This is a genomic window from Mesomycoplasma ovipneumoniae (assembly GCF_030012565.1).
GTDB classification, from domain to species: Bacteria; Bacillota_I; Bacilli_A; order Mycoplasmatales; family Metamycoplasmataceae; genus Mesomycoplasma; species Mesomycoplasma ovipneumoniae_D.
This window is the reverse complement of record NZ_CP124621.1, coordinates 498,488-522,630: the sequence shown is the minus strand read 5'-3', so window position 1 is coordinate 522,630 and position 24,143 is coordinate 498,488. Positions and strand designations below refer to the sequence as shown.

Annotated in this window: 13 protein-coding genes; 7 read left to right on the top strand and 6 right to left on the bottom strand. The window is 28.1% G+C overall.

The window, feature by feature from the left end; translation table 4 throughout:
• Nucleotides 1-213 precede the first annotated feature (213 nt).
• The 5 genes from QJQ40_RS01910 (at nucleotide 214) to QJQ40_RS01890 (ending at nucleotide 12,193) form a co-directional block, all read left to right on the top strand.
• Complete coding sequence (locus QJQ40_RS01910) at nucleotides 214-1,983, top strand: hypothetical protein (protein WP_282860960.1); 1,770 nt, start codon at nucleotides 214-216, stop codon at nucleotides 1,981-1,983.
• A gap of 265 nt (nucleotides 1,984-2,248) precedes the next feature.
• The gene (locus tag QJQ40_RS01905) at nucleotides 2,249-2,509 is read left to right on the top strand and encodes a hypothetical protein (protein WP_282860959.1); all 261 of its coding nucleotides are present in this window, start codon (nucleotides 2,249-2,251) and stop codon (nucleotides 2,507-2,509) included.
• A 271-nt stretch (nucleotides 2,510-2,780) separates the two neighbouring features.
• Entirely contained in the window at nucleotides 2,781-4,586 is a 1,806-nt protein-coding gene (locus tag QJQ40_RS01900; RefSeq protein WP_080719444.1) for a hypothetical protein, read from the top strand.
• Between the two features lie 855 nt (nucleotides 4,587-5,441).
• A complete protein-coding gene (locus QJQ40_RS01895; RefSeq protein ID WP_282860958.1) occupies nucleotides 5,442-9,227 on the top strand; it encodes a P97 family adhesin in 3,786 nt (1,261 codons plus the stop codon).
• A gap of 14 nt (nucleotides 9,228-9,241) precedes the next feature.
• On the top strand, nucleotides 9,242-12,193 hold the full coding sequence (locus QJQ40_RS01890; RefSeq protein ID WP_282860957.1) for a P110/LppT family adhesin N-terminal domain: 2,952 nt from the start codon (nucleotides 9,242-9,244) through the stop codon (nucleotides 12,191-12,193).
• A 698-nt stretch (nucleotides 12,194-12,891) separates the two neighbouring features.
• On the opposite strand, the gene QJQ40_RS01885 is transcribed toward QJQ40_RS01890, so the two are convergent.
• From QJQ40_RS01885 to QJQ40_RS01865, 5 genes are all read right to left on the bottom strand, one after another.
• Entirely contained in the window at nucleotides 12,892-16,032 is a 3,141-nt protein-coding gene (locus tag QJQ40_RS01885; RefSeq protein WP_282861631.1) for an HsdR family type I site-specific deoxyribonuclease, read from the bottom strand.
• A 6-nt stretch (nucleotides 16,033-16,038) separates the two neighbouring features.
• The gene (locus QJQ40_RS01880) at nucleotides 16,039-16,425 is read right to left on the bottom strand and encodes a restriction endonuclease subunit S (RefSeq protein ID WP_282861637.1); all 387 of its coding nucleotides are present in this window, start codon (nucleotides 16,423-16,425) and stop codon (nucleotides 16,039-16,041) included.
• The gene (locus tag QJQ40_RS01875) at nucleotides 16,412-17,200 is read right to left on the bottom strand and encodes a restriction endonuclease subunit S (protein ID WP_282861630.1); all 789 of its coding nucleotides are present in this window, start codon (nucleotides 17,198-17,200) and stop codon (nucleotides 16,412-16,414) included. The genes QJQ40_RS01880 and QJQ40_RS01875 overlap by 14 nt, the downstream gene beginning before the upstream one ends.
• Nucleotides 17,200-19,881 (bottom strand): type I restriction-modification system subunit M, encoded by a 2,682-nt coding sequence (locus QJQ40_RS01870; protein WP_282861629.1) that lies wholly within the window; start codon nucleotides 19,879-19,881, stop codon nucleotides 17,200-17,202. The genes QJQ40_RS01875 and QJQ40_RS01870 overlap by 1 nt, the downstream gene beginning before the upstream one ends.
• Before the next feature lie 629 nt (nucleotides 19,882-20,510).
• Entirely contained in the window at nucleotides 20,511-22,193 is a 1,683-nt protein-coding gene (locus QJQ40_RS01865; protein ID WP_282861628.1) for an Mhp366/Mhp367 family surface (lipo)protein, read from the bottom strand.
• A 167-nt stretch (nucleotides 22,194-22,360) separates the two neighbouring features.
• On the opposite strand from QJQ40_RS01865, the gene QJQ40_RS01860 reads away from it, so the two are divergent.
• Together QJQ40_RS01860 and QJQ40_RS01855 are read left to right on the top strand one after the other, a co-directional pair.
• Complete coding sequence (locus tag QJQ40_RS01860; protein ID WP_282861627.1) at nucleotides 22,361-22,879, top strand: hypothetical protein; 519 nt, start codon at nucleotides 22,361-22,363, stop codon at nucleotides 22,877-22,879.
• 34 nt (nucleotides 22,880-22,913) lie between these two features.
• A complete protein-coding gene (locus QJQ40_RS01855; protein ID WP_282861626.1) occupies nucleotides 22,914-23,597 on the top strand; it encodes a ribonuclease III family protein in 684 nt (227 codons plus the stop codon).
• Here the strand turns inward: QJQ40_RS01855 and QJQ40_RS01850 are convergent.
• Nucleotides 23,557-24,123 (bottom strand): DUF402 domain-containing protein, encoded by a 567-nt coding sequence (locus QJQ40_RS01850; RefSeq protein WP_052328383.1) that lies wholly within the window; start codon nucleotides 24,121-24,123, stop codon nucleotides 23,557-23,559. The two genes, QJQ40_RS01855 and QJQ40_RS01850, sit on opposite strands and share 41 nt — an antisense overlap.
• Nucleotides 24,124-24,143 lie beyond the last annotated feature (20 nt).

The following is a 24,143-nucleotide window of genomic DNA, read 5'->3' as shown; positions in this document are numbered from 1 at the left end:
GTCTAGCTGGTGGTGCTATTGATTGAACAGACCCTAAAAATGAGTTTGATATTGATAAAAGTAAAGATAAAAAAATACCATCATACATAAAAATATATTTTCCCAATTATCATGTAAGGAGATTAAGAGTGATAGGGGATGAGGAAAAGGGTATTGAGTCGGAATTTATACCAAGAAAAAAAATGTTAAATGTTGAAAAGGTGCATTTTTTATATGGAAAGGCAATTAGATTTAGTAACTAACGCAAAAAAACAATTAATTAAACTAAAATATATAGAAATTAATATTAAAAGTCGTTGTTCAATTGGCAATATGACTGATGATGATGTCGATTCAACGTCTGATTGTTATTATAAGAATTATCCATTTCCAAATTTTTTATACAATTACCTTAAAGAAACCTACAATCCCAATCCAATTGAAAGAATTATTAGTTTAAATTATAAACAAGAAGATTATGTTTATAATTTAAAATTGGAAGATATCCCAAAAAGTGCGTTTTTTTTCAAAAAACTCAATGATTTCCATTTTTATAATGATATTAGGTGTTTAATTGGTGAATGAGACGACGATGAATATTGTGAAAAAAACGGAAAAGAAAATGTTGATTCTATCTCTGAACTTTCTCCTGCATATGCTTTTCACGACGGTAAAGCTTTTAAAAAAGTTGTTGTTGTCTTTGAAAACTTTGATGATATTGAAAAATGCGAATTTTCAATATCTTATCCGGCTATTTTTTGAAAAATGTTTAAGTCAAAAAGCAAATTAAAAGAAATTGAAGCTTTAATTATTAACGAAATTCAGGAAAGTGTTCCTTATGCAAAACCAAAAAATTTAGCAAATTACCATGAAAAAATCTTTGATTTTTTATCAAATAGATATGAATATGATTCAAAGTTTGTAGATATAAATAAACCATATTTAGGACAAAATGTAGAAAATATCTATAATTTGTTATTAAAAGAGAATTATAATTTTAGCGAAGAAACCCAAATTGAACCAATTCAAAATGTATTTACTTTTGAAACTTATGAAAATTTGCTTAAAAAATTTGAAAAATACGGGATTAAAAAGCTTAATTTAAACATTGAAAATCGCGATAAATTTATTCTTAGTTGATTTGATAAATTTGGACCGGAATATCGAAAGTATTGTAGCGAACTTTTTGGTGAAAGAGGCCAAACTTATTATGATAATGTGAATAATTGGACAAATAAAATCGAATTAATCTATTTGTTGCAAATTTTATTTGGTCCTAAATATTGAGTTGAAGATCTAGATTTTTATCCCGATGATCCTGATTTTCTTATTCTACCAAGCTGAGCAAAATTAAAACTCGAAAATTTCGAAATTTTTTACTTTGGCGGATATGAATACGGCCTTTTTGATGAAATAATTTCTCAATTTGATTCAAAAAAGCCAGTTTTTTGATTTCAACCATATTACTACTCCGCCTATGGAGCGGGTGATGCATGAATTTTGCCAATTGCATTGAAAAATTTTATTTTATTGAATGTTGATGGTGAAAAAATTTATTACTGATTTGGACATTCAAATTTATATAATAATATTTATCAAGGTAAATACGAAATTTTAAAATATTATTTTAAACAAAAATTAGTCAAACTTGAACAAGATATTTTTCTGCGTGATGGCATGGATCCGGCGTTCTTTGTCTCTTGGCCACCAAGGCAAAATAATTTATATAAAAATGTGATTGGAACATCTATGGAAGAATTAATTTTATATCGGGATGCGTTGAATAAATTTCTAAAAGAAACAGACCATGAATTTGAGTATTTTACAGAGTTTCTAGAAAATACTAATTTATATAGCCAACAAGAAAAAGAATTAATCTTAGAAGAACATGCCCCCTTTTCTTGAGATAATGATGATAGAACTGAATATTATGATGAAATTGCAAGAGTAGATTTTCGCGGTTATAAAAGTAAAAAATTTCTTGAGATAGAAGGAAAATCGTAGATCTTTTTGTTAATTAATAAATTTAATGATAAAAGATTTAACTTTATTTTTAAAATTCTCAACTTGTTTTTTTTATATTCTTGTTTATTTAAAAGTAGGAATTTTTTAGTTGAATTTATGTTTGGTTGCAAAGGTTGCCTGAATTTTTCTATCAATTTTTTTAAGACTTAAATTTTAATTGAAATTTTCCCTAAAAAATTTTTAATCTATGCTATAATTTTAATGAGTAAAGAATTTGAATATAGTATATAAAAAGGGAGAAAACATGAATAAAAAACTGAAACTTTTTAAGTTTATTGTTAATATTATTACTTTTTCATTATTAAGACTAAGTGTTTTTAGTCTACTTTGATATTTTCAAAATACAAAAAGCTATTCAGATTTTAAACTCACAACCCGTGATTTAGATTTATTAAATTCAAAAAAACCGCTAAATTTTGATGATTTAGCCCAAATTTTTTCAACCAAAACCAAGAAAATTCGCTTGTTATTAATGCTAATATTAAAAAAGCACAAACATATCTAAACAACACAAGCACTAATTCAGCCCTCCTAATCAGATGATATTGAAATTCAAATTAATCAATATGGTCACCTAATTTTAAATAGTTATTTACTTAAATTTGTTAACAAAAAAGTTTAGCTTTATTTTGAAAAGCGCGTGCCAAAACTAAAATTTAAAGCTGATGTTGTTGAATTTAGAGAATTTCAAAATCAAACTTGGGTTGAAAAACCTTCTTTTTTAACTAGTATACTAATAATAAAAAATGTTAAATGTTGAAAAGGTGGATTTTTATATGAAAAACCAATTAGATTTGATGTCTAAAACAAGAAAACAATTAAAAAAACTAAAATATTTAGAAATTGATTTTAAAACTTATTGCTCAGTTAATGACATATTTTCCGATAATGATTTACCCTGCGATCCCTATGAAAAATATGAAGCAATTCCAGACTTTTTATGAGTCTATGTCATGGATTTTTGCTCGGTTGTACACAATCCAATTGAAACTATTATTGGCTTAGATTACAAACGTGATGATTATGTTTATAATTTAAGACTAGAAGATATCCCAAAAACAGTCTTTTTTTTGAAAAAACTGCATGACTTTGATTTTTATGATGAAATTAGGTGTTTATCCCGTAGATGAGGTGATGAAGATTATTGCCGAAAAAAAGAAAATCTAAGTAATGAGTGTGAATGAGAACCCTATTTTTCGGACTCGACCTATGACACTAAAGGCTTTAGATCGGTAATCGTTGCTTTTGAAAATTTTGGTGATACAGAAAAATGCGAATTTTCAATTTCCTTTCCTGCAGTTTTTCAAAAAATGTTCAAATCAAAAGACGAACTAAAAAAAATTGAAAGTATGATAATTAAGGAAATCAAAGAAAGCGTTCCTTATGCAAAGCCAAAAAATTTATGAAATTATCGGGAAAAAATCTTTGATTTTTTATCAAAAAGATACGAATATAATTCAAAATTTGTAGATACAAACAAACCATATTTAGGGCAAAATGTAGAAAATATCTACAATTCGTTGTTAAAAGAGAATTATAATTTTGACGAAAAAACCCGAATTGAACCAATTCAAAATGTATTTACTTTTGAAACTTATGAAAATTTGCTTAAAAAATTTGAAAAATACGGGATTAAAAGGCTTGATCTAAACATTGAAAACCGGGATAAATTTATTCTTAGTTGATTTGATAAATTCGGTCCTGAATATCGAAAATTTTGCATCAACCTTTTTGATAAATTAGGCCAATTTTATTATGATAATTTGAATAAATGAACAAATAAAATTGAATTTATCTATTTGTTGCAAATTTTATTTGGCCCTAGATATCATATGGACACTGAGAATGTCAATCTTGCTGAACCTGATTATTTTATTTTGCCAAGTTGGGCAAAACTAAAACCGCAAAATTTCCAAATTTTTTACTTTGGCGGGCAAGAATATGGCCTTTTTGATGAAATAATTTCCCAATTTGACTCAAAAAAGCCAGTTTTTTGGTTTAAACCGTATTATCGTTCTGCTTATAGCACCAACACTGGTTGAATTTCACCAATTTCGCTAAAAAATTTCATTTTACTGTATGTTGACGGGCAAAAAATTTATTACTGAATTGGCCATTCAAATTTATATGACGATATTTTTCAAGGCAAATATAAAATTTTAAAATATTATTTTAAACAAAAATTAGTCAAACTTGAACAAGATATTTTTTTGCGAAATAACCAAGATCCGCAGTTTGTTTTTTCTTCTGCATCAAAATCAAATTATTTAAATAAAAATGTAATTGAATCTTCTATGGAAGAACTAATTTTATATCGTGATGCAATTAAAAAATATCAAGAAGACACAACTCATGAATTTGAGTATTTTGATGATTTTGTAGAAAATTCGATTTTATATAACCAACAAGAAAAGAAATTGATTTTAGAAAGCCACTTTGATTTTTCTTTAAATTATTGAGAAAAAAATAACTATTTTAAAGAGATTGATAAAACAGATTTTCGCAGTGAGTACAGCGAGAAATCTCGCAATGATGAGAAAATGCATGCTGATCTTTTCGATGATGAAAAACTTTGATGCTAAACATTTTAAATTCTTTTTTTAAAATTTTAGATTTTTTATTTTTGTTTATTCAAAAATAAATATTTTGTTAGAAAAATTTTGTTTATTTGCAAAAGTTGCTGAATTTTTTGTGCCTATTTATTTTTTTAAGAGCTGAGTAAATAATTTAGCCGATATAAAAACCCCCGAGTTTGACAGTTTGAAGGCAAAAATTCACTTTTTAGTGAATACAAATACACAAAAATGCCTGTAAATACGGGTTTTTTAAGGCTAAAATCTTAATTTTTATTATTTTAAAATTAACCCTTTGCAAAAAAAAAAAAAAAATGCTTGGTCAAAGAAAAAATTATGTTATAATAAGTCACACTTAAGAATAATTAATAAATTTGGATTTTAGAATTAAGGGGGAATTAGTTATGTTTTTGCCATAAAAAAATCAGAAAATGCGAATTATCCATTATATTTTTAAATATGATGGGATGCTTAAATTTGACCGTTTAGAAATCTACAAATTTAAGGCTTTTAATTATTGTTCTTTCAAAACTTCATATGTTTTTTAGGCTCAATGTAAATAAAAATGAGTTTTCTATTTGCATTGAGTTTAAATAGCAGTTGTATTTTTTATGATTTTTGTTGTTTTATCATAAATTGATTTTTGCCATTGTTTTATAATAGGTAATTAACTTTTGCCAAAAAGTTAACAAAGGCAAAAAACAAGACATTTTTTAAGATTAGCTCATCAAATCGTGAAACTCGGGAAAAAATTAGAAAATTTATGGTCAGCAATTTTTGCATCATGATTTTAATGCAAAAATTGGACTTAATTTTTTAAATTAATATAGATTTAATTTTACTTTGGGGTATAATTATATGATTATGAGTAAATCTAAACAAAAATCACTATTTAATGTTTTGAGAAAAAATATTTTGTCAAAAACGGGAATAGCAGTTAGTCTTTTTGGAATTGGAGTTTTCACAGCTACCATTGTTTTAACTACTCGGATTTCTTATTCGGGTAATCCGCGAGAAAATGTTCAAAATTTTGCCAAAAAAATTAACTTAGTCTCATTTAAATTAGGCGATTTATCTGCTAATGATGATTATTATAGTATAAAAAACATAATTTTTGATGAAAATGGAAACAAACAAAAGGATCTCGATCTTAGTCGTCTTGTTGATGTTTTTCAAAAAACAAATGATCTAAACCAAAAAATTGATCTCACTGATGAAGTTGATATTCATAAACCACACTTAAAATTCGTTGATATTACAGCAAATGATGATAGTCGAAGTTTTGAAATCAAATATCAAGTTAAACAAAAGCTACCTGACCAAAGTTTTGTGCAGTCAGATATTTATTCTCAAGAAATTAGTTTTTTGCAAAAATCACAGTTTTTACGCTCAAATTTTAGCTCTAAGTTACAAAAAATTATCGAACTTTTTCAGACTAAATTTTCTAGTCTAAAAGATAAAAACTCAACCAAAGAATTCTCAGCTGATTTGGGAAATACCCAAGCAACTTTAAATGACAACATTTTTCTAAAGCGAGCTGAGGATATATCAAGTTTTTTGAATTTAGCCCGTACTTCAAAGGAACTTGAAAATAAAATAAGTAAATTATTACCACAAATCAAGCATATTTTATTTGATCTATATAATAGTGAGGAAAATTTAATCCCTGATTCTAATAGTAAAATCTTTAATTTTTCCTTTGAAAAAAATCAGTTAACAAATGAATATGCCTTTGTTGATGGTAGAGGTTTTTTAAATCTATTTTTAAAAGCTGAATTTAGTTTAGAAGCTCAAAAACTACTTGATTTTCCAGAAGTTAAAAGTTGAATTGAACCAGTTAGAATTGTTGACAATGAAGGAAACTCATTATTTACAACTTCAAAATCTTTAATAGAAAGTATCGAGTTATCAAATACTGAATCTAAAAAATTAGTCAATATTAGTGTTCTAGATTTTCTAAATTTATTACAGACAAAATTCACCTTATCGAACTTTGACATAAAAAACAAAAAAATTAATAAAGAAATCGTTCAAATAATCAATCAAGTTTTAGAAAAACCTTTGAATATTGGACTAAAAAATTCATCAAATAAATTACCTAATCAAGGTGTTAATTTAGTTTTTGATCCTTTTAATGTTGAAATTTCTAAAAATGACAGTAAATTTGACTTAAAATTACCTTATAGAATTCAAATTTCTGAGAAATTTTACGGTAAAGAATCATCGGAAATAGTTGAAGAAAAATTAGGTGTTCTTAACCTAGAAAACTTTAGCATTATTGATGAAAATAGCGACCAAAAAATTGACGACGGACGCTATTTTCTTTTTTTAAATCAAAATTTTGATTTAAAAATGCTCAAAAAAGATGAAGCTGCTAAATATAAAAAACAGCTTCCTGAAGTTAAAAAAACTGAAGAAAATGAAGGATCAGATGCAAAACAAGTTGCTGTACAAGAAGAGAATTCCATCCAACCTGCAGCAACTGAAGCAACAGACGCAACATCTCAAACCGAATCTACTAGCGACCCTGAAGGTAATACTCAAACCAAAAAACAACCAAAATACAAATACTTTTTGCTAGATTCTAACAATCCTTATAGTAAAAAAGAAATTGATCAACTAATTCAAGATAATGATTTTGGAAAATTAAGTCGTCATCTTCAAAGTATAAGTGGTTATAATTATAATTATTCAAATCACGAAAGTTTAATCAAAGCTTGAACCGGAACACTAATTTTCCCATTTGACTATGCAAATAGTTTTAAGGCTGATAATTCACTACATGCACAAAAAACCGGTACAATTTCATTAGATTCGACTCAGTTTTTGCAAAATCCTAATGAAACTGGTGCTTTTTATTCATTTTTAGCAAAACAAAATCCTAGACTTGTAGTTCAAGCATTTGTTGATTTTTTAAAAATATCAGGTTTAATTTTTAATTTTGTTGATCTTGATAGAGATTATAAATTTGATTGAAATAAAATTTTTGAAAGTGCAAGACAAGTTAGACTTAATTCAAGCAATTTTAAGAAGTTTAGCTTTAACAATCAATATAGCAACCTTGAAAATTCAGGATTTGTATCAACATTATTTTTACCTAAAGATGTTAAGTCCAAAATTTCAACTTTAAAAAATGATGAAAAAATTCTCGAATCATTAACAAGTCTAAACCTTTTTGCCCAAAAAAGTGATCAAATTGCAAAATTTGAAAAAATTGATGAAAATATCGCTAATTTTGAAACTTTAGCAGATGTAATTAGTGCCTTTTATTTCAAAGCAGGTCTTCTAAATAATTATCAAAATTGGTCAGAAATTGCCCTTCTAGATTCAGAAATTGTTTTTGAACCAAATGATGAAATTTCACTGACTGATCTTGAGGAAATTAAAAAACAAACTTCTTCTGACCAAAATGAAGATATTTCAAAAAAATATAAAGCTATTAACTATTATTATAAATTAGGAATAAGGGATGAATCTGGAACAATTAGTGCTCCACTTTTTGAAAGTCCAAAAACCACACTAATACTCAAAACAATTGATGAAAAAACTGCAAAAATTAACGAAGTTACTAAAAAACTCGACCAAATAATCGATGCAATTCCCGTTTCTTACCAAACAATTCACCTAAGTGAGGAAGATTTTAACAAATTAACTGGTGCAAATAGCGCGACATCAGGCGGATCAAGCGGAAGTGTTGCGGTTCAAGCGGCTTTGATTTCTAGTCTTTCTTCAAAAAATTTAGAACCAAAAGTACCTGTAAATCTTTTTAGTGATGCTGAAGGACATCAAGAAACTCAGCAATCTGAACAAGCACAAACTGAACAAGTTCAGGGCGAACAACAAGCTCAAGAATCTCAAGAATCTGGGGGTGGACAAGAAACTCAAGAAACTCAAGAATCTCAGTCAACAGAAGGCGATACCGAGACTCAAACCCCTGTTGAACCTAAACAAGAACAAGACGAACTTACACAAAAATTACCAAAATTTGGTGCAGAAATTAGCCAAATTCTTAACAAAAGTTTTACTAGTTTATTTACCTCAACAGAAAAAGATAGTCCTAAATTAAAAATTAACATTGAAATTAAGGATGATATTTTAAATGATCCAAATAAAAAACTTATCACAATTCAAGTAGGAATTCCAGAATCTTATCTAGATCAACTTACTGCCGAAGAAAAAACCGATCAAGAAGCAAAAAAAGACGATGAAACAAGTTCAGATCAAACTGAAACTGAGCAAGAACAAAAAAATAATGAAGCCGGGCCAGATCAAACTCAAACTGATCAAGGACAAAGTGATAATGGAACCGCTTCAAATCAAGGTCAAACTGGTCAAGAAGGAAATAGTGGATCAACCAATTCTGAAACTGTTCAAACAAGTGAAGTTTTAGCTTCTGAAAGTCCAGCGTCTCCATCCCCAACTCCAGCGACACCAGCTCCTGCGTCGCCTCCAGCAACTCCACCAACCGAAGCCCCTGCACCTGCTTCAGAAGCATCTCCAGCTTCCCCAACTTCTCCAACTCCACCAACCGAACAACCAAAAGAAGAAAAATATCGTTATTCAAAAAAATTCAATATTACTGTAATTAAACAAGTTAGCACGAGTCAAACTCCAAGCGATTCAACACCACAAACTACAGAGCAAAGTTAAAATAAGGAATTAAAATGATTGCAAAAAAACATATTAAAATAATAACAATTGGCTTAGGAACGACAATTTTTGCTTCAACAGTTGTCGGTATTGCCCTTGGATTTAATAGTTATAATAAATCATATTTTGAAAAAGTTGCTGAAAAACCAAAAGATTTCAAACTTGATTCTGCTAGTTCAATTGACAAACAACAAGTTTTTGGACTACTAGATAAGGTCAAAATTCAAACTAATTTTAGTGATTTATCAGCAAAATCAGCGTTTGAATTAGCAACAAATCCTTTATATAGTTTGGATTTAGCGACAGTTTTTAACTTTGATGAACTAAAAAATAACGGTTTTGAAATAAGTTTTGACTTCAAAGATGTAAAAGTTGAAAATAGTGCAATTAATGATGTTTTAATTTTTGTTAGCGATCCTAAAACTAATGCAACAGTCACTAAAAAAATTAATTTAACCGGATTTAGTACAAAATCTGACTCAAATCAGCTCGAGAATTTTGATATTGACACAAAAAAATCTTCACTAATATTAAAATCCAGAAAATTAGTGACTCCAAGTGAGCTAAAAGCAAAAATTCAAGACTCCTATTCAAAATTCTTGAAAAATTTAAGTCCAGCTCGGGCACTTGAGCGTGCTTTTATTGAAAACAATATCGGACTTAACCTAATTAACGGACAAAATTTGCCTACTTTTTTAAACTCAAAGCAAATTATCACTCCTGTTTTAAAAGACAAAAATCTTAGTTTTTCAGAACTCGACGATTCAAGGGCGACTTTAAGCCTAAATTTAGAAATTCAAAATTTAGGCACTAAAACAAAGACAAATTTCAGACTGCCAATTCAAGGACTCTCCAATTTGTCCCAAATTTTTGAAGACTTATCTGTTTTTATCGCCCAAAGTGGTCAAGATATTTTCAAACTAAAACCGCAAGTTCAAGCTAATTTAATTAATAAAGATCAGTCCTTAGCAGAAGTTTTATACCAAAAAGCAAATACAGACTTTAATTTTAGTTCATTTTTTGAATCTAATTTCCTAAAATCTTTTAAATTCCGTGCAGGTGATAATGATATTTGGGATATAGAAATCATACCTTCTTTGAAAAAAGTTGAAGACTCCGAAAAAGATGAACTCTTAAAGGCTCAGCAAGTTCGCTTTTTAGTCAATGTTAGTCCAACAAAAAATCAAAATTTAGCACTAAAAGTCCCAAATTTTGACTTAGAAATAGATTTTCAACCTGACTTAAGACCTCTTGAGCGAAAAATTGCAAAAGCACAAGGAAGTCTTGCAAAATCAACTAATTTTTCATTTCAAAAAGCTGAAAATAGCCCAACAATCACGGCCACTCAAATTAATTTATATGTTAGCCAAATTTTTGATATAATTAAAAATAATTCTGAAGATGAAGACGATAAAATTATTGAAAAAGTTGCTGCTAATACTTACTTTTTAGAAAAAGGAAAAACTGGAACTCCCGAAGAAATTGAGCAATTTACCAAAGATTTACAAGAACAAATCAAAAAAGACGCCGAGATTAAGCCCCAAAATCCTGAATCTCAAAACAGTCAACAAACTGACAATCCAGGCAGTCAAAAAACTTTTGGACTTGGAGTTTCAATCCTAAAAACACTACTTTTAGCAAAAAACAATGCCCAAAATGTTGAATTAGAACTAAATTCGACACCTCTTTCAAAAGCATTAGAATTAAATTTTAGTCTTATTGATAAACAAACCGGCCAAAACCTAGCTGATTCAAAAATAGTTATTTCTAATATTTTTAGTGAAAAAACCGCTTATGATATTACTCGCGAATTTAATCCTTTAGTTTTTATTGATGGTAAAAATGATGTTGTTCTTCAAGAAGATGGTGAGTCAATTCTTAGTGATTTTGGTCGCCCCGAACTGAAATTTAAAGGGAAAATAACTAAAGAAAACGATGGATATTCAATCACAAAAACAATAAAATTCCAACCAAGTCAAACTAGTGCGACTGGCGATTCGGGGGCAGCGGGATCTGCGGCTCCTTCAGGAACGGCAGCTCCTTCAGGATCAACAGCTTCAACAACAGCCCCACAAAATCCAACTAATATTGACAAAGGTTCATTCTTTTTGGCCTTTAAAATTAGCGGAATTAACGATTTTAACAAGCATTACCTAGTTTCATCAAAAGAAGGTAAAGGAATTTTTGTCCAAAGAGTAAAAAACACTCGGTCAAGAGGATCTTTTTTAAGACAAACTGATAATTCTACCGACACAACAACCCCACCAACTGTTTCTGAAGCTCAAGAAATCAAAAATGCAAATCCACAATTTGCATATATTTTAGGAATTGATTATGACTTTAAATTTAGTTTTGGCAACACCGGTGGGGAAGAAGCCAAACCCGTCAGATCCCAACAAGCCCTAATTTTGCCTCCTGAAGTTCTAAAAGAAATTAAGCCTAATCAATTTGCCGAACTAACAAGGCAAGCCAGCGATGAGACAACAATTACTTTGCAAAATCGATCACTACTTTACCGTAAATTTAACCAGAAAAACAACTTTGAATCAGACACCCAGTTTATTCAAGATGGATCAACAATTGTTGTTGAGATTTCGATGAACAAAGAAGCTGATGGATCAGGAACCTTAGAGGTAAGTGGATATTCATCTTCAAGTCAGAGACCTAAATTTGACAAGGTTTATTCAAAAACTATTTTTAACAAAGATGAACAAGGAAAATCTTCACCTAATAAATTTAACAGCTACAGTCTTAATTATTTCCAAATCGGACCTAATCCTGATGTGAGTGCACAACAACCTAATGACTCAAGTCTTCCAAAACCAATTTTCCCAGATTCAAAAGCAAAAGTTTTAATTAAGGCTTTTGCGGTTGTAAGAAATTCTGATTTTGGCGATGATGAAAATGCCGTCAAAGTTGCTCGTGATAAAACATTAGAATCTTTTGTAGATGCTTATTTAAACTAGTAAATTTAAATAATTTTGAAAAAAGTCTAATTAAACTTAATTAAATAATAAATTAAACAAATAAATTACCCCTTTGAGTTTCAACCAAAGGGGTTTTTATCATTTTAAAATTAACCGTTTGCAAAAAAAAAAAAAAAAATGCTTGGTCTAGGAAAAAATTCTGTTATAATAGAGTCACTAAGAATAAATTAATAAATTTTGATATTGAATTAAGGGGCAATTAGTTATGTTTTTGCATAAAAAATCAGCAAATGCGAATTATCCATTATATTTTTAAATATGATGGAATGCCTTAAATTTGACCGTTTAGAAATCTACAAATTTAAGGCTTTTAATTATGGCTCTTTCAAAACTTCACATATTTTTTAGGCTCAATTTAAATAAAAATGAGTTTTCTTTTTACATTGAGTTTAAATAGTAGTTGTATTTTTTTATGATTTTTGATGATATTAAAATTAAAATAAATCAAGATGATCGGCTAATTTTAAATAGTTTTTCATTCGAATTTGATAAGAAAAAAATCGAATTTAGTACCTTTACTCAATTTTTTTACTGTTTATGCTAATTTATTGAGAACTCTTGGCAAGCAAGATGTTCTAGTGCATCAGTAATCCTAGAAAATAATGACCCCCATTATTAACTTTTATATTACAAAATAGTTTTTGTTAAGATAATAAAAACAATAAATTTAAGTTTTTTTATTGTTTAAGTTTATCTTTTTGGGCTTTGATAAATTCCGAAACTACGTCATAATGGATGTATTTTTTGATTTTATTCTTGTTATCATCAGTATTAGCTAAATTTTTTATTTTGATAATATTTTCTTTTACTTCTTCATTTAGTCTGCCTTCAACTAACCTCTCGATTCGGTCGTTGTGATCAACAGTGTTATTATCATTAATATAATTCTTAAGTTTTTTACTATCGATATTCATTTGTTCAGCGAATTTATTTATTTCATTATCAGAATTTTCACTCCGTTTTTCATCAACGCAAATATTAATATCAATGCCTCGATTATCATTATACATTTCAATAAAACATTCTCTAGCAAATGGCTGGTCAACTTTAAGAAATTTTGTAATTTCGCCTTGAACTTGCACTAAAAATTCCTCTAAAGTTATTTTTTTATTGGACTCATAAAACAAACTTTGAATATATGAAGAATCGATTTTTTCTCTTAAAACACTTGGTTGAAGATTGTCTAATTCATTAAAAACTTCATCATATTCTTTGTTTGGATTGGTGTTGTTATATTCAATTCGAACATCCTCAATTCTCACGTTTAACTTTTTTCACTGCTCTTCATTTAATCAGATTTTCTCATTTTCTTTATTTTTTTTCCAGCTAAATCCGAGAATTTCGGCACAAATTAAACTTTTTTTAATTTTTATAAAACATTCTACAAACTTTTTAGCATCATTTGGGTCGATAGATTCAGGTACATTCTCAAAATCGGGATGCTTTCAATTACTAAAAAGTTCTTGTAAACTTCTAAAATTCTTGTTAATTTCCTCGTAAAATACTTCAATTTTCTTTGGATCTGCCATTTTTGGATCTGCATAAGCATAAGCTTTTAAAGCTTCAGTAAGCTTTTCATATAAAAAAATTGGTCGGTGATAAAAAACAATATTTCCAAAAGGTTTATTTTCGTTGTTTTCAATGCGGTTTGTTCTTGAAATTGCCTGAATTAAATGTTCGTATTTAAGAAGTCGATCAAAATAAACCGTGTTTATGTATTTTGAGTCATAACCTGTTAAAAGTTGGTCAACAACTATTAACAAATCTAACTGACCTTCGAAACTGCCATTTTCTAACTTAGTTAAATTATCCCTCTTTAATCTGTCTTGAATATCTTTTTTAAACTTTTTATGTGTATTATAATCAAAAGATTGACGAAAATCTTTGTTGTATTGTTGTAAAATTTTTTCTATATCTTCTTTTTTGTCCAATCCTCGCGATTTATTTGACGAATCAACAGATGAATCAATTGAAGGATCAAAAAGCGCTGTAACTTTTAAATTTAGCTTTTGTTCATCAATTTGTTTTCTAAAAATTTCAAAATATTTAATAGCACTTTCGATTGATTCAACAGTTAGGATTGCCGAATAAAAATATTTATTACTTCGATTAGGCCATAATTTTAAAATATCTTTGACAACCTCTTCTTTATATTGTTTTTCATGAGTTGTACCGTATCTCTTGAAAATTTCCTCTTCGAGATCAATAATTTGTTTATCATTTTTCCCAAATTTAGAACGGTATTCAGTAATTCCGATTTTATTTTTAACGTTTTCTTGAACTAAGTCTAGTGTTGTAGAAGTCAAGTGTTCCATAAAATTGTATTCTGAACTAAATGCTAGTACTTTTTTGTCTTCCATAGCATTTTCCATTGTGTATTTGTGCAATCTTGGACCAAAATTATCTTCGGTAGTTACCCCCAGATCATCAGAACCTACCCTATTTTTAGCGTTTATTTCAATTATTGGTGTACCTGTGAAGCCAAAAATAACTGAATTTGTCATGTTTTTGAGAATACTAGTAAACATGTCGCCAAATGTTGTTCGGTGTGCTTCGTCAAAAATGAATATTTTTTTCTTTTTTGTAATTTTGTTTAACTTTTTACTGAAATTTTCATTTGTTATCCGTGATTGTTTATGAATTGAAGTTATAATTAATTTTTGTCTTATAGAATCAGTAGAAAGATGATCAATTAAATTTTCCGTTGATTCTGCTTCAATAACATCGATTTTTCCTGAAGAATTAAAGTTATTAAACGATTTTAATGTCTGAGTGACGAGTTCAATTCGATCAGCAACAAAAATTACAATATCACTAAGCTCTTTTTCCAAAATGAGAGTAGCCAATTTAAAACTAGTTAGCGTTTTTCCCGATCCTGTCGAGTGCCAAACATACCCACCTTTTTGGCACTCATGCAAATTATTAGAAAAATTTAGTTCCCTTTTCAATCGCCTGCCAATTATTTCTTCAACTGCATGAACTTGATAACTTCTTAAAACCTTAAGATTTTTTTCCTTGTTATCCGCGATTATATAGTCGCCAATCATTTTATGAGCCATTGGAATACTGAAAAATTTGTCAATTAATTCTAAATAATCATTTATAGGACGATTATTTTTGTCAGTTCATTTTAAAAAATTTTTATCATTAATATTTTCAATATCATTTGTGTTTGGCAAATACAACATTTCATTAGGTTTCATTGCCACAACAATTTGTACTAATTTAAAGATTCTTTTATAAAATCCACTCTTGGCATAATTTTTAATTTGGGTTATAGCACTTTGAATTTTTTCAGATTGGTTTTTTAATTCGATATGAATTAAAGGCATCCCGTTAAATAAAAGCATTAAATCAGCACGCTTTTCATCATTCTTTGTTGTCTTAAATGTTACTTGACGCGCAATTTGGTAAATGTTATTTCCTATGCCGATATCTTTTTTTGAAAATATTTTTAGCTGTACTTCTTGGCCAATTTTTTCCGGGTCTAGCGATGGATTTGATCTTTTAATGGAAATATACTCATTAGTTAGTAATATATTTGTTTCAACAAAGTTTGGGCAATTATCAATTTTTTCAATAACTTGTTCCATTTCTTCATCACTAAGATTAACATTATTAAGTACGTCTTTGTTGTTATGAAACAAAATGTCCTTCCAATTTTTTACTAAAATTTCCTCTGTAACATTTTCTAAAATGACACTATAGCCATTTTTATGGCCAGATTCATCTCTAAAACCTTGCCAACCATTTTTTGGGCTTGTTAATCTATCAACTATTGTTTGTTCAAATTCTTTTTCACTTTTAAAATTTTTCATATGCACCTAAATGAACATTTCATTTAATAAAGTTTTTTTAATTTTTTGAAAATAGGCAATTTTTTGCTCATACGCAAGAATTAGTGAGTCAAAAGTTTCAAAAAGTTGCGAAATTTTTTGTTGTTCACTAATGTCTTGGCTGAATTTTACCTCAATTTGAGCCATATCGATAATTTTTAGAGAAGGGATAATGCCATTTGTGACATTTTTTTTCGTTTGAAATCCAATTACAATGGCAAAAAATTCGTTTTCAGGATATTTTTTTGAAGTAAGTATTCCACAAGAACCTGTTGCAAAAAATTTTCCTTTTCGGAAATTAACAACTCCTGCCTTTACACCTGCGGTAGTCCAAGTTATTACATTTTCAGCCAAAAACTGGTTATAATACCCTAAAATCCCATGATTTTCTGTTTGCGACGAATAAACCGGGTAGATGTATCCGCGGTCTCTCTCTCTCTCTCTCTCTCTCTACGGGTTTAGTTTTTATTTGGTTTTTGGTTAGTGATTCGCCTCGGGAAAGTTCAAATAAATTTTTAACTTGATCAGTAATTCATGCAGATTTGAAACTTCTGAATCTAATTGAAGGAAAATCTGAACTAAAATTAGCAAACATTTTATTAGTAAAACCATTTTTAAGATTTTTCAGAAGGCTCATTTTTTCTTCAAGTTTATTAACTAAGTTTTCAAGTGTCTCAAAAAGTCACGAAATTTTTTGTTGTTCAGACCAGCCTGGTTGAAAAAATGTAAAATTAACAAAAAGAGGAAGTCAATGCCGTCCATGATGTCTTACGTTGTATTTAATTTTTTGTAAAATTAAATAATGAAAGTAAAGATTATCTTTTGGATTTTTATTGATTAACAATTTAAGCGCAGAACTTCTAACTTTGAAATCAAAATCGATAAACCGAGATTGAGTTGTAAAATCATCAAATAAAATTATTGGTGAATTTTCTGATGCTTTTTTAATATTTTTTGTGTCTTTTGCATAACCAAGCACAAAAGTTTTTCCCGGAGTTAAAACCGGAGTCCCATAATTAAAATATTTAGTTGATGACTCGATATATTTTCATGATTGTTCGTGTTTTAAAACATCACCCAATCTTTTTTTAACTCAGGGCTGATTAAATCCTTCTACTCTAATTTTAGAAATATTGCTATTTTTGGACATTAATTTGCCTTCAAAATATTAGATAATTTTTTAATGGCTTCCATGTCTGCGGGGTTTCCCTCAAGTTCATCCAAAAAAGTAGACATTTTTGTTTCCAAATCAGAAACTTTTTTTTGAATATCAACAAAAGTGTGCTTATATTTGTTTAATATTTCGGATATTCCTGAGATTTGCTCATCAACGAATTCTTCACTTTTTTCCTTAAAGTTTTGAATAAACTTTTCTCATCATTTTGAAATTAACAAATCATAAAAATCTTTTTCATTCAAATTCAAATATTGATTGTAGGAATTATTAGTTAAATCATTTTTTAGATTAGTTAAATCTTTTTTTACTTTTTCGATATCTGAATATTTTTCATTAATTTGAATTATTAAAGATTCAAAAGAATCTTTTTCTCTTGATTCTTTTGAATCTTTAAATGTTTTAGCTAATTTTTTAATGCCACTTTGAATTCAAGTGTTTTTCTCATCATTATAAATTTCATCAGTTTTATCTTCATCACTAATTATCTGGTATAACTCTTTGATTTCAGACTCAATTTGATCAATTTGATCTTGAACCTTATTTAATTGAGCAAATTCACTTGGAAAAAATTTTTGCTCAATTAAATCATTGCTAAAAAGTTTAGATTTTCATGACTTAATTCTACGAAAATCTTTCTCTTTCTGATTAATGCTATCAACTGATTCAATTTGATCATTTAAAAATTCTTTGATATCTAGGCTGCCAGAATCAGGAAAATTTTCCCGTAAAAGTTCTAAATCTTCCTTGACATTTTCAAAATTATCAATTATAATTTGGTAAACATCATAAGTATCAATTAATGGAAACTTTAAAGATGAAAAAATGTACTCAGTTATATGTTTTTCTAGCTTAATTAAGTTAATGTTCTTAATTGAATTAATATCTGATACTTTACTTTTGAAAAAATCAATAAAGTCACGTACTTTAGCTTCAAATGATTCTAGATAATCTTGAAAATCACCGTCATTATAAATAATATTTATATAGTCTTGCGAAAGCAAATCGTAATAATCGCTGTTTTCCTGGTTTTCTTTAAACATTTTTTCCTTGATTTGAGGGAAATTAAGGAAAAAACTATCAAAACGTTTTAGTTCTTTTTTGCTAATTGAGCCAAAAACTAATGAAAATAGGTCATGTTCTTCTTCTTTTTTCCCAGTTAGTTCAACATATCGTGAAATATTTAAATTAAAATTATTTTTTTCTATTTCTTCAAAGCTAATTATTTTTGAAATTTCAGTTTCAAGGCGGTAGTTAACAATATCAGCAATTTTTTTGATATGTGATTTAGCGAAGCGGTTATTTTTACCATCTTTAACAAATAAATTTGAAGCATCAACAAAAAGAATATCATTCTTAAAACGATCTTTTCTTAAAATGATAATAACTGTTTCAATTCCAGTTCCATAAAACATATTACCTGGAAGTCCAATTATAGCGTCGATTTGCCCTTTTTCAACTAGTTTTTTTCTAATTTGACCTTCACGACCTCCTCGAAATAAAACTCCGTGAGGCAAAATAACAGCGCCAATTCCGTCTTTTTTTATGTGATATAAGTCGTGTAACAAAAAAGCATAGTCTGCTTTGTTTTCAGGCGGCTCTCCGTATTCTTCAAATTTTTCTGTATGACCGGCATTTTTTGGTTCTCATCTTTGAGAATATGGCGGATTTGAGACAACAGCATCGACAGTTAGCAATCGATATGTGCTAGTGTCTTCATTTTCAAATAAAGGTCAATCATCTTCCAAAGTATCCCCTCTACGAACATAGATTTGATCGGAATTTATGTTTGACATAATTAAGTTCATTCTTGTTAAATTATAAGTTTCGTTTTTAATCTCTTGAGCATAATAAGTAATTGAACTATCGCTATATTTTTTAAATTCTTGACCGATGTTTAACAGCAAACCACCTGAACCACTCGTTGGATCATAAATACTAATATCTTTGCGGTCTTTTAAATAAAATGCAACTATTCGTGAGATTAAGTCACTTACCTCATGAGGTGTATAAAATTCGCCAGCTTTTTTTCCAGCAGTTGAGGCAAATTGAGCAATTAAATACTCATAAATAAAACCTAGAACATCGTATTGCTGCCTAGTGGTTGGAATTTCGTTGATAGTGTCAATAAGTTGAGAAATGACTTCAGTTTGTTCTTTGGCATTTGGTGCGAGTTTTGCCAAATCAGTTTCAAATTTAGAAAATAAACCTTTAAATAATGAAGCATGAGAAGACTTTTTAGATTTATTAACTATTTCATTAACTCCATCACTAAAATCCTTGAATGCACCTTGAAAAGCTTTAATGTCAAATTTTTGTTTATTTTTGACTCAAGAATCAAATAAATTGCGATGCTGGATAAAAAATCCATTTTTGTCTTTTAATGACTCTATCTTTCTATCAACCACTCCCCAACTTAAGACTCCAGTATTTCCAAGGTCAATATCACTACGGTCCAATTGATCATCCAAAAGATAGAGATCATCCTTATCAAATTCCTGACTAATTAAATATTCAGTCTGTTTTTGACATAAAAATTTGTATAAAAGTAAACCTAAAATATAGTCCTTATATTCATAGGCCTCAAGATTTTTTCGCAACCTATTGACACCATGTCAAATTTTTGCACCAAGTTGCTGTTTAGTTATTTTGCTCATAAAAACCACCTGTAAATTAAAAAAATTATATCATATTAAGGAATTTTCGTTACTTTTTCCGCATAAAGTTTACAAATATAATTTTGCAAATTTTCTTTTTTTATTTAATTCAGCTTAAAAATAAAAAAAGAAAAACAGTAAAAAAATGCTAATTTACTGTTTCCTGTGCAAGTCATTTTTATTTTTTTTATTTTTTTCTTCTTTTTTAAAAAGTTATGGTATAATTAATGTTGATTTCATATATATTATGAGATTTTTAAGATAAGTAAAAATATTTTAAAAATATTGGTTTAATTCCCATCTCATAATAATTCTAGCAACCGGTGTGCCGGTATGAAACCAAGCGTAAGTTTAATTTAAAAACTTACGCTTTTTTATTTTTTATTTACAACAATTTTTTCGTTTTGAAAAAAGAAACAAAGTAAAAATAAACTAACTTACTGTTTCCTGTGCAAGTCATTTTTTTTTATTTTTTTCTTTTTTAAAAAAAGTTGTGGTATAATTAATAGCGATTTCATATATATTATGAGATTTTTAAGATAAGTAAAAATATTTTAAAAATAATGGTTTAATTCCCATCTCATAATAATTCTAGCAACCGGTGTGCCGGTATGAAACCAAGCGTAAGTTTAATTTAAAAACTTACGCTTTTTATTTATTACAACAATTTTCTCATTTTGAATTGGAGTAAATCCCTTCTTTTGATTAGAAGGGTAAAATTCTTTTATTAATTTTGTTAAATTAAAATCTTCAGTAACAAGAGGAATTCCACCTGATAATGAAATATTTGTATTTAATTTGTCGTAATAATTTTTTTCTATTCGTAAATTATTATCATAAAAATTGTTAATTAAGCCAAATCCATTAATAAATTGGAGTTCACCTTTTTCGTTAAAAACTCCTGAGCCTGATGCGCCAGGCCCGTTGTTTGTATAAAAGTACAATGATAAGCGTGAAAAATTTTGTTGGGGATCAGAAGCATAAACGCCTTTGAAATTATTTTTCATAGGTTTTGACTTTGGTCAAAAAAGTCCTACATTAAAATCATAGGTTGAATCACCTTTTTTCCAAACTTTTTCTGAAATTTGAACAGGTTTTTCTTTGACCATTTTTTCTCAGAAATCAATAAAATTTTGATAAGTTGCTAGAAAATTTTCAAATTTTGACTCAATTGAATTATTTTTAGCATTATTAGCGTCAGTTATTGGTTGATTTTGTTGAATTTTTGCTAAAATATCATCTTTATTATCTCTATAAAATTTAGCTAATTTTCTTAAATCATCAATAAACTTTTTGTATTTAAAATAAAAAACTCCGACATCAAATTTTTGATTATCAAAATCAGAAGGAATTTCAAAATAATCATTATAGAAATTGATGACAAATTCTAAAATTTGAAGTTGATTAAAGTTGCTAATTTTTTCCTCATAAATTTTTTTTGCATAAAAAAGAAATGCTATATTATCTCTGTCAAGGCTATAAATTTTTCCATTTTGATATCATTCAAGAAAATTTCCGCCTAAGGTATTTCAGAATCTTATTTTTTGGGTTCTAATTTCGAAATTTTCATCGTTGTTTTTATAGCTTTCCAGTGGTCTTAAAACGTGATTATTTGTAATTAATAATGTTTTTTCATTATTAGAATCTAATATTGCAGCAGTTCCGGTCTTAAATTTTACGTTTTTTTGGTAAATTCAATCATATTCATTGGAATGATTTAAGGGTTGGGCATATGTACCAATTCTATTAAGCTTAAATATTTGATTTCGCGCTTTTGAATCAAAAATTGTAAATTTTTGATTCAAAATATTAGATTTAAAGTTATTATTTTCTTCAATTAAATTATCAACTAAAGGATAATTTAAGTCATAAACTAATAAATTATTATTTTTTGGGCCAAGAAAATTTTCATCACTTTCTTTTGTGACAAAGTTATTTTCAGTATTAAATTTAAAGCGCTCATAACCTTCAGGAAAAATAACGTTATTTTTTGTTATTTTTTCAAGATCTAAAAGAGAAAGTTGTTCAAAAAAACTTTCTCTTTGTCCATATTCTTGGCTTAAATCTTGATTTTGATCACTAAAAAAATCATTAAATTGGTCAATTTGGGCTAGGTAATCTTTGCTAAATTTGTCTTCACTGTCAACTTTTTTGTCTTTGTCTGATTCAAGTAGTAAATCAATGCCACTAATTTTTTTTACAGGGGCCGCCGGTTGATTTAAATAATTGTAGGTCAAAAAAGCGGTAACTGAAGCTGCGCTTAGAAAAAATAACGCAAAAATTGAAAATAAAATCTTTTTTTTCCTTGTCATGGCTCCCTTTTACATCAATGGATAATTTAATAAATTATATATAAAAATACTAAAAAGGCAAAAATAAAACATAGAATATCAAGCAAAATAAAATATCAAAGTCCAAAATATGGTACAATTTAGTTAATTTTTATTTTATTAATATATTATTAAGAGAAAGTATTTTAATGAAAAAAAGCATTTTTATGACTTTTGTGGCTTTAGGTTTTTTAGTTTCTTGCGGCAATACTAAAATCGAATTTAATCCTATTAATTCAAAGCCAGGTTTTCAGGATGAGGTTAATCCCAAAAAAAACCCTTATCTTCTTGAGCTTGTTGATGAAAATTATTCCTATTCAGACTTTAAAGCAAAATATCAGCAAATTTTTAAACAAATTAAAAGCAAAAATGTTGATGAATTTCCTTTTGCTTGTGATAATGGTGCAAGAAATTGTCTAAAAGATCAAGAAATTAATTATCTTGTTATAAAACAATTAGTAAAAGATAAAATTCTTAATTTTAGCTCTGTTAGTGATTTGCCTTTGCCTGAAAATATCCCCAAAATACAGGTTAGTTTTATTTCAATGATGTCAAAATTTTTTGATGAAGATAAAAAACTTACTTTACATCTCGAATTTGGCCACTTTCATTCAAGTCAGCCACACATAGTTCAAGATCAACATTTTACATTAAACTTCAAAAAATAAATATTAAATTGTCCGTAATTTTAAAAGGAGAACAATGCAGTCTAATAAAAAAATTTACGAATTTTTACAAAAATTAGATATTAAACCAAATTCAATAGACATTTATATTCAATCATTAACACATAAAAGTTACAACTTTACAAATCCGTCAACACCGCATTATGAAATGTTAGAATTTCTTGGAGATTCGGCAATTCATTATGCTGTAACTCGGGCAATCTATGATAATTTTTATAAAAATGAAGGTAATTCAACTCAACTTCGGGCGGTACTTACTTCGACAAATTATTTAGCTAAAGTCTGCCAGGATTTAGGGCTAATTGACCTTGTATTTTTAGGTAAAGGTGCATCAGAAATTCGTGAAAATAACAAGTTAAAAGCCGATGTTTTTGAAGCATTTTCAGCAGCAATTTTACTTGATCAAGGTTTTGAAAAACTTAATGAATTTTTGGCAAAATATTTGTATAATGGTGTAAATTTTGCATGCGAAAAAGAGTACAAAGACCCAAAGTCAATTTTTCAGGAAAAAATTCAGTCTTTTTCTTCGCTTAGCAAAATTAATTATTTACCAACTCGCCTTGCTGATGGAACTTTTCGCGTTGACCTAATTTGGGAAGAAAAAAAATACGGTATTGGCTACGGAAAATCTATTAAAGAAGCAGAATTTAATGCCGCAACTAACGCACTCAACATTTTTGCCGTTGACACAGATCAATAAAAACTTGAAGATACTCGTTACTAAAGAATGATTTTTTTTGCAAAAATAGGAGAAATATTTTGCTAATTTCGTTTGAAAGTATGCCTTCTAATTTTGCCGGATAGTTCAAAATTTCCTTATTTTCAAGGAATTCTTCCCGGTCAACAATATCAAAACTTTTCTTATTATAAATTTTAATATCGATATCAAAATCAACAAATTTGATTGTATTTTCTTCAAAAATAAAATCTGAAGCTAAATTTATATAGTAATGATAACTAAAATGTTGGCCTGGTTTAAAAGTAATAATTGCATTATGCATTGTTTTTTTTGGAAAAACAAAAATAGTCGGTTCAGAAAAACGTCATGATTTTGTGCCATATTTTTTCACAATGCTGCCATTTAAACTAACAACAACATGAGTAAGTGAATTTGAAATTACTCTTGCATTTGATCATTGGCGATACAAAAAACCATTATATTTATAGGCTTGAATGTTGATTATTCTTTCTGGATAAAGTTCTTGAAACGAGTTTTTTTCTACCATTTTTTTAATCCTTTTTTTAT